The sequence below is a fragment of the Streptomyces hygroscopicus subsp. hygroscopicus genome, from assembly GCF_001553455.1.
Classification (GTDB): domain Bacteria; phylum Actinomycetota; class Actinomycetes; order Streptomycetales; family Streptomycetaceae; genus Streptomyces; species Streptomyces hygroscopicus.
In genome coordinates this window covers 1-5,693 of sequence record NZ_BBOX01000171.1, presented here as the reverse complement: position 1 = coordinate 5,693, position 5,693 = coordinate 1, and the positions used below count along the sequence as shown (strand labels likewise).

Below are 5,693 nucleotides of genomic sequence, written 5' to 3'. Positions count from 1 at the left end.
GTCACCCCGTGCCTCCCCGCGCCGCCGCCGGGGACGGACCCGGCACGGCCCGTACCCCCCGCCCTCCGGCCCTCGCGCGCAGCCGCGCCGCGGCCACCCGGCCCAGACCGTCGAACGCGACCGCCGCCCGGCGGCGGTGGGGCACGACGGCCCTGCGGTGCAGCACGGGGTAGTCGCCGGCCTCGATGGCATCGAGGATGCCCCCGTAGAGCACGAAGGCGGTCCGGATGCACGGCCGGGCCAGTGGGTCGAGCATCTCCAGGCCGGGCGCCGCCTCCCGGTAGACGCCACGGGTGAGCTCGGCGGCGGCCACCAGGGCCGCCCGGATCCGCGGGTCGCGGGCCCCGGTGTCCCGGCTCCACCGCAGCAACTCCCGGTCGACCCCGTGGGCCGCGAGCAGATCGGCCGGCAGGTAGACCCGTCCCCGGTCGAGGTCCTCGCCCACGTCGCGCAGGAAGTTGGTCAGCTGGAAGGCCACGCCGAGCGCGGCGGCGTGCGGTGCGGCCACCTCGTGCGGCACCACCGCGCCCAGGACGGGCAGCATCTGCAGCCCGATGGAGGCGGCGGAGCCGTGCATGTACCCCATCAGCGCGTCGTAGTCGGCGTACTCGGTGACCGTCAGGTCGCGGTGCATGGAGACCATGAAGTCGTGGAAGTGCCGGTGGTCGATACCGTACGTGGCGGCGGTGTGCGCCAGGGCCCGGACCACCGGCTCGTCGCCGCTCCCGCCCGCGCGCAAGCCCTCCGACAGCCGCCGCCACAGGGTGCGCAGCGCCCGGACGCGGTCGCCGGCGGTCGCGGCGGACATCTGGTCGTCCACGATGTCGTCGGCCCACCGGGCGAAGCCGTACAGGGCGTGCACGGCGGGGCGCCTGGCCGGCGGGAGCAGCCGGGTGGCGAGGAAGTAGGTCTTGCCGTGGCGGGCGTTGAGGCGCCGGCACCGCTGGTAGGCGTCCCGCAGGGCGGGATCGGTGATGCCCGCCGCGTCCAGCTCCCGTTCCGCCACGGCCGGTGCCCTCGGCGGGCCGCCGGCCCGCCGGCCGCGCGGGTAGGTCACGAGCCGCCGGACGGGCCGGGGTCCGGGCCGGGCCGGGAACCGGGTCATGAGGCGGCGCCCTGCGCAGTACGCGGCCGGGCGGGCACGGCCGCGGTGCCGGCCGACGCGAACAGCGGGGAGCGGCGGTGGATCCCGGTGATACGGGCCGCGGCCAGCTTCCCGGAGATCAGCACGGTGGGGATGCCGACGCCGGGGGTGGTGCCGCAGCCGGCGAGCACGGCGTTGTCCAGACCGCGCACCAGGTTGCGGGGGCGGAAGGGCCCGGTCTGGGCGAAGGTGTGCGCGGCGGAGAAGGGGGTGCCGGCCGCGTGCCGGTGGCGGGTCCAGTCGGCGGGCGTCACCAGACACTCCTCCTCGATGGCCGCGCCGAGACCGTCCAGGCCCCGGCGTTCGAGTTCGGCGATCAGCCGGTCGCGGTAGCGCGGGCCCAGGTCCTCCCACTGGCGGGCGCCGGGGCCGGTGTCGGTGTTGGGGCAGGGCGCGAGGACATGGTGCAGATGGCGTCCGGGAGGGGCCAGGGACGGATCGTGGGCGGTGGGCCGGGTGATCAGCAGCGAGGGGTCGCTCATCACCGCGCCGCCGCGGGTGATCTCCCGGAAGGTGGTCCGCCAGGCGGCTCCGAAGGAGAGCGTGTGGTGGGCCAGATGGTCCCAGGTGCGGTCGGTGCCCAGGTGCAGGACCACGGCGGACGGCGCGTGGCGCAGCGGGAGGGCACGCCACGGGGCCCGTCCGAGGAGGTGGTGGACGACCGGCAGGTCGGGGGTGAGGACGACGGCGTCACAGCCGATGCGCTCCCCGTCCGCGGTGTGCACGGCGGTGACCCGGCCCAGGGCCCGCTCCAGGCGGATCACCGTGGTGTTCCAGCGGAAGACGGCGCCCGCCCCGGCGGCCGAGTCCGCCATCGCACGCGGCAGGGCGTGCATACCGCCGCTGGGGAAGTACACCCCCGCGACGGTGTCCATGTAGGCGATCACGGCGTAGGCGGCCAGCGTCCTGGCGGGCGGCAGCCCGACGTACAGGGACTGGAAGGAGAAGACCCGGCGCAGCCGTTCGTCCGTCAGGAACCGGCCGATCCGCGTGTCGAGCCGTCCGAACCCGCCCAGGGCCGCCAGCCGGGCGAGGTCGGGGTGGAGCAGCTGGAAGGGCGAGTCGAAGTTGGCGTCGATGAAGCGCCGCATCTGGGCGGTGTAGAGGTCGGTCAGCCACGTCCGCAGCCGCCGGTAGCCGGCGGCCTCCCGCGCCCCGGCGAACCGGCGGACCTCGGTCTCCATCGCCTCGGCCGCGGTGTGGACGTCGAGCCGGCTGCCGTCGGCGAACTGCGCGCGGTAGGCGGGGTGCAGGCCGGTCAGCTCCAGGCGGGCGGCGAGGGAGTCCCCGACCGCGGCCAGGGCCTCGTCGGCGAGGTGCGGCATGGTCAGCACCGTCGGCCCGGTGTCCACGCGGTACCCGCCGCGCTCCAGCACCCCCGCGCGGCCGCCGGGGACGGCGGCGCGCTCCACGACGGTGACCCGGCGTCCGGCACCCAGCAGATGCAGGGCGGCGGCGAGCCCGGACAGTCCGGCGCCGACGACCACCACATGGTCGGTGGGGCCCTTGACGGTCTTCACCGGGGCGCTCCTTCCTCTTCTTCCCTCCTCCACCGGTCCGCTCCTCCCGCGGCCTCCTCGGCGGCGCACCGGGAGGAGCCGGCGCGCAACGGAGCCCGGTCCGGTCGTGTACGGGAACGACGTGCCCCTCCGCCCGCCCCTGGGACACCTGTCGTGGGCGCGGCTGACCCGTAAGAGGGAGGAGCGCTGTACCGGACGGCCCACTGGGCGGCGCGCGGACCGGCGCCCGCTCGGTGGCCGGCCCCCGGGCACCCGGTTCGGCGACGGACCCGGATCATGGGAGTCTTCGGGGTACGACACGGGCCTCCTCGGGGGCGGTGACACCATCGGTGGAGGAGAAGACATGACCAGCTGCCGGGCGCTGTTGAGCCGGGCCGTTCCCGCGGGCCGCCGGATCAGGCACGGCGCGGCGGCCGTCGCGGGCGGCCTGCTCCTCGTCCTCGCCTTCCCCCCGTTCGGGCTGTGGCCGGCCGCCGCGGTCGGCCCGGCCCTGCTGCTCGCCGCGCTGCGCCACCGGCGGCCCCGGGCCGCCTTCGCCCTCGGGACCCTGTTCGGACTGGCGTTCTTCGCCCCGCTGCTGTGGTGGCTGACCAACCTGGGGGTGCTGCCCTGGGCGGCGCTGAGCATCGCCCAGGCGCTGCTGCTGGGCCTGCTCGGCTGCGCCGTCCCGGCGTTCGCCCGGCTGCCGGGGTGGCCGCTGTGGGCCGCCTGCTGGTGGGTGACGGCGGAGGCCGTCCGGTCCCGGGTGCCGCTGGGCGGTTTCCCCTGGGGGCGGCTCGCCTTCAGCCAGGCCGATTCCCCGGCCCTGGGATGGGCGTCGGTCGGTGGCGCCCCCGCCGTCAGCGCGGCCGTGGCCCTGGTGGCGGGCTGCCTCGCCGCGCTGGCGACCGGCGGTCCCGGCCGGTGGCGGGTCACGGTCGCGGGCCTGGTGGCGGCCACGGCCGGGTGCGCCGGCGGAGCGCTGCTGATCCCCGGCCCGTCCCCGGCCGGGGACGGGGCGCGGGCACGGGTGGCCGTGGTGCAGGGCAATGTGCCCCGCGCCCGGAGCATGGAGGAGCAGGCCCGGGTCGAGCAGGTCGCCGACAACCACATCGCGGCCACCCGCCAACTCGCCCGTGACATACGCGCCGGGCGCACACCGCGCCCGGACCTGGTGCTGTGGCCGGAGAACGCCACCGACACCGACCCGCGCACCGACCCCCTGCTCCGCGCCCGGATCTCGGACGTCGTCGCGGACCTCGGCGCCCCGGTCGTGGTCGGGGCGATCCTCGACGGCCCCGGCGACCGGATCCGCAACGCCGGACTGCTGTGGCGGCCCGGCACCGGTCCCGGCCCCTACTACACCAAGCAGCACCTGGTGCCCTTCGGTGAGTACATACCGCTGCGCGACGTCTTCGGCGGCCTCGGCGAACTCCAGCTGATCCCGCGCGACTTCGCCCCCGGCAGCGGGCCGGTGCGGCTGGACGCCGGGCGGGTGCGGCTGGCGGAGTCGATCTGCTACGAGGTGGCGTACGACGGTCAGGTCCGCGACGCCGTCCGCACCGGCGCCAACCTGATCGCCGTCCCCACCAACAACGCCACCTACATGCGCGACGGCAACGAAGCCGAACCCGAACAGCAACTGGCCATGTCCCGGCTGCGGGCCGTCGAGCACGACCGGGCGGTGCTCGTCGCCTCCACCACCGGCATCAGCGCCATCGTCGCGCCGGACGGCACGGTCAGCCGGAGCACCGAGCCCTGGACCCGCCAGGTACTGACCGCCACCGTGCCCCTGCGCACCACCACCACGCTCGCCACCCGCCTGGGCCCCGTCCCGGAGGCCGGGTTCGCGGTGGCCGCCTGTGCCGCCGTGGCCCTCGGGATGCGCCGCCGCGCCACCCCCTCTCCGCCGGCCGCGCCCTCGGGCGGCGCACAGGAGAGCCGTGAGGAGGCCGTGGCACCAGCCTGACCGGCCTGATCCGAGTACGTTTTCTGAGTATCCGGGCGGATGCGGGGCCGACCGGGTCTTCCGATTCTTGTCCGCATGAGTGAGACACCGGTCAAACAGCAGAGCACGACCGCCTTCTACGGTCAGGCGGTCGCCTCCTTCGCCGTCGCCATGGCGGCCACCGCCATCGGCATCTTCCGGCTGAACGCCGACGCCTGGGTGCGCGGCTTCCTCGCCATCGCCGTGCTCTACCTGGTGACATCCGCCTTCACCCTGGCCAAGGTGATCCGGGACCGGCAGGAGGCCGGGCAGATCGTCAGCCGGGTCGAGCAGGCGCGGGTGGAGAAGCTGCTCGCCGAGCACGACCCCTTCCAGAAGCTGTGAACCTCACCGCGCCGGGCGAGCCGATGCGCCGTCACACGGCCCATCCGCCGACGGGTGTTCTGCTCGGTGCGGCAGCTGCGAGCATTACTGTGGCAAATGCCCCGCACATGCGAGCTGTGCCGGTACATCACATGGCAGGTGCGTTTCCCCGGTCCTACCCCACGGGTACGGTCCTCGGGGAGGTGGAAGCCCGTGAATCAGACCTGCGCGTTCGCGCCGCCCGCTCGCTTCACCGTGGTCGGCGATGTCCTCCGCCCCGCCCGCCTGGCCGTGGCCGATCTGCGCGCCTGGCCCCTGCGGCGGGTCCGGGTCAGCTTCGAGTGCGCGACCAGCGGCGTACGGCACCACCGGTTCGAGGGCCCGCTCCTCCATGACGTGCTGCGGACGTCGGGGCCCTCCTTCGATCCCGTACGGCGCAAGGACAGGCTGCGTTTCCTGATCGCCGTGACGGGTGGCGACGGCCATCACGCGGTGCTGAGCTGGGGTGAGATCGACCCGGACTTCGGAAACGCCCCCGTACTGCTGGCGACCCGCATCGACGACACCCCGCTCGATCCGCACGGCCCGCAGCTCGTGGTCCCGCAGGACCGTTGCGGTGCCAGGCACATCAGCGGGGTGACCTCCTTACGGGTCGACGGCCAGTACGTCTCGCCGGGCCCGTGAGTCGGGCACCAGACGGGCTCCGCGGGCCGGAGAGGGCGTGGCGCGGCGGTGTGCC

5 protein-coding genes are annotated in these 5,693 nt (G+C 75.3%); 3 read left to right on the top strand and 2 right to left on the bottom strand.

The genetic code is table 11. From position 1 onward, the window contains the following. Window position 1 precedes the first annotated feature (1 nt). A complete protein-coding gene (locus AXW62_RS19005; protein ID WP_060945578.1) occupies window positions 2-1,006 on the bottom strand; it encodes a phytoene/squalene synthase family protein in 1,005 nt (334 codons plus the stop codon). 95 nt (window positions 1,007-1,101) lie between these two features. Beyond that, window positions 1,102-2,664, bottom strand: a complete 1,563-nt coding sequence (gene crtI / locus AXW62_RS19000; RefSeq protein WP_060945576.1) for a phytoene desaturase family protein — start codon at window positions 2,662-2,664, stop codon at window positions 1,102-1,104. A gap of 343 nt (window positions 2,665-3,007) precedes the next feature. Here crtI and lnt point away from each other — a divergent pair, with 343 nt between their 5' ends. From lnt to AXW62_RS18985, 3 genes are all read left to right on the top strand, one after another. Beyond that, the gene (lnt, locus tag AXW62_RS18995; protein ID WP_079115684.1) at window positions 3,008-4,612 is read left to right on the top strand and encodes an apolipoprotein N-acyltransferase; all 1,605 of its coding nucleotides are present in this window, start codon (window positions 3,008-3,010) and stop codon (window positions 4,610-4,612) included. Between the two features lie 75 nt (window positions 4,613-4,687). Beyond that, window positions 4,688-4,975, top strand: coding sequence for a YiaA/YiaB family inner membrane protein (locus tag AXW62_RS18990; protein WP_060945575.1), 288 nt, complete (start codon window positions 4,688-4,690; stop codon window positions 4,973-4,975). 192 nt (window positions 4,976-5,167) lie between these two features. Beyond that, a complete protein-coding gene (locus AXW62_RS18985) occupies window positions 5,168-5,638 on the top strand; it encodes a molybdopterin-dependent oxidoreductase (RefSeq protein ID WP_060945574.1) in 471 nt (156 codons plus the stop codon). The last annotated feature ends 55 nt before the right edge of the window (window positions 5,639-5,693 follow it).